Source organism: uncultured Campylobacter sp., from assembly GCF_938018145.1.
Classification (GTDB): Bacteria; Campylobacterota; Campylobacteria; order Campylobacterales; family Campylobacteraceae; genus Campylobacter_A.
Genome location: NZ_CALIII010000255.1, coordinates 1 through 1,526 on the forward strand (window position 1 = coordinate 1; position 1,526 = coordinate 1,526).

At 49.3% G+C, this 1,526-nt stretch carries 3 protein-coding genes; all 3 read right to left on the reverse strand.

Going from position 1 to position 1,526, the window contains the following annotated elements:
- Positions 1-210 (reverse strand): hypothetical protein (locus tag Q0338_RS05855; protein WP_298085940.1); only part of this gene is annotated, 210 nt, incomplete at its 3' end.
- Entirely contained in the window at positions 188-838 is a 651-nt protein-coding gene (locus Q0338_RS05860) for a DUF523 domain-containing protein (RefSeq protein ID WP_298085941.1), read from the reverse strand. The genes Q0338_RS05860 and Q0338_RS05855, both read right to left, overlap by 23 nt.
- Before the next feature lie 8 nt (positions 839-846).
- The coding region (locus Q0338_RS05865; RefSeq protein WP_298085942.1) for an aminotransferase class IV at positions 847-1,526 on the reverse strand (680 nt) is incomplete at its 5' end.

Below are 1,526 nucleotides of genomic sequence, written 5' to 3' on the forward strand. Positions count from 1 at the left end.
GATCACGTTTCCTTCTTCGCCACGGCTTAGGCAGACGCAGTTAAAATAGCTCTTGTCTGAAGCGTTGTCCGAGATAAGGTAAACAAGCCCGTTTTCGGGGATAAAATTTCCCTCTGCCAGCCCGCACGGCGTCGGCATTATCCTAATCGCCGCCCCGGCGTAAAATTTCGCTCCGTCCGCTATATCTTTAATGTTTATCCACTCGGCCATTTTCTGCTTCTTTTTCCAAATTTAGCTCTAAAAGCGCGCTCTCGCCGACGATGCGAACACCAAGTTTTTTTAGCGCCGCTGCGGTTATCCCATCGCCACTAACGATCCGCCCAGTAAAGCTTCCGTCATAAATTTCGCCGCTTCCGCAGCTTGGGCTTCGCTCTTTTAAAACCGCGATTTTACAGCCGTTTTCGCGAGCGACATCGGCGCAAATTTGAGCGCCAGAAAGAAACTCTCGCGTCACGTCGCGACCGCTAAATTTAGTTATTACTCGTCCGCTTGCGCAAATTTCGGCAGGTTCACGCGGAGTCGTTAGCCCTCCCAGATACTCCGGACAAACGGCTACAAGCTCGTAAATTTGATCAAGTTTATCGAGCGCGTCCGCAGGGATAGCGTCTGCGTTATTGCCGCCGTTATATTTGCAATTTTCGCCCAGCAAACAGGCGCTGATTAAAATTTTAGGTTTATTTTTCATCGTTAGTTCCGAAATTTGATGGTAGGTAGGCGTTTTTGACTCAAATTTACTAATGCTTCGGACGGCAAATTTAAAACGTTCGTCAAATTTGCCGTCAAATTTAGCCGAATTTGAGCCGACTCTCGCAAATATAAAGCCGGCTCGAAGCGTCAAAATGTAACTTAAAGCCCGGCCTCTTTTTTGATTCTATCTATATACATTTGCCTTAGCATCGGCACGTATTTGCCGACTTTGCCGTCGTTTATCAGCTTGCCGTCGGCCTTGACGACGGGCAGTAGCGGCAGCGTCGCAGCCGAGATAAACACCTCGTCGGCATCGTAAACGTCTTGCATCGTAAACGGTCGCTGCCTGATCTCAAGCCCCGCCTTTTCGGCAAAACCTAAAATCACCTTGCGGCGGATGCCCGGCAAAATCTCGTTTGAGAGCGGTTTGGTTATCAGGACGTTATCTTTTATGATAAACGCCGACGAGCTAGTAGCCTCGGTCACAAAGCCGTTTTCGACCATAAATCCCTCGTAGGCGCCGGCTTTTACGGCTTGTTCTTTGGCGTAGCACTGTGCCAAAAGCGAGATGGACTTGATGTCGCGGCGCTTCCAGCGGATATCCTCGACGCTAACGACCTCGATACCGGTCGCGGCGTCAGGGTTTGCGACGATATCTTTTTCGTAGCAAAACACGAAACAAGTCGGCTTTAAGCCTTTTATAAATTTAAAATCCCTATCGGCGACGCCGCGGGTGACCTGCATATAAATGCCGCCTTCTTTTAGGTTATTTCGCCAGACTACTTCCTCTAAAACGCCCCCAAAATCGCTCTTTGAAAGCGGCAAGCTTAGCTCGATCG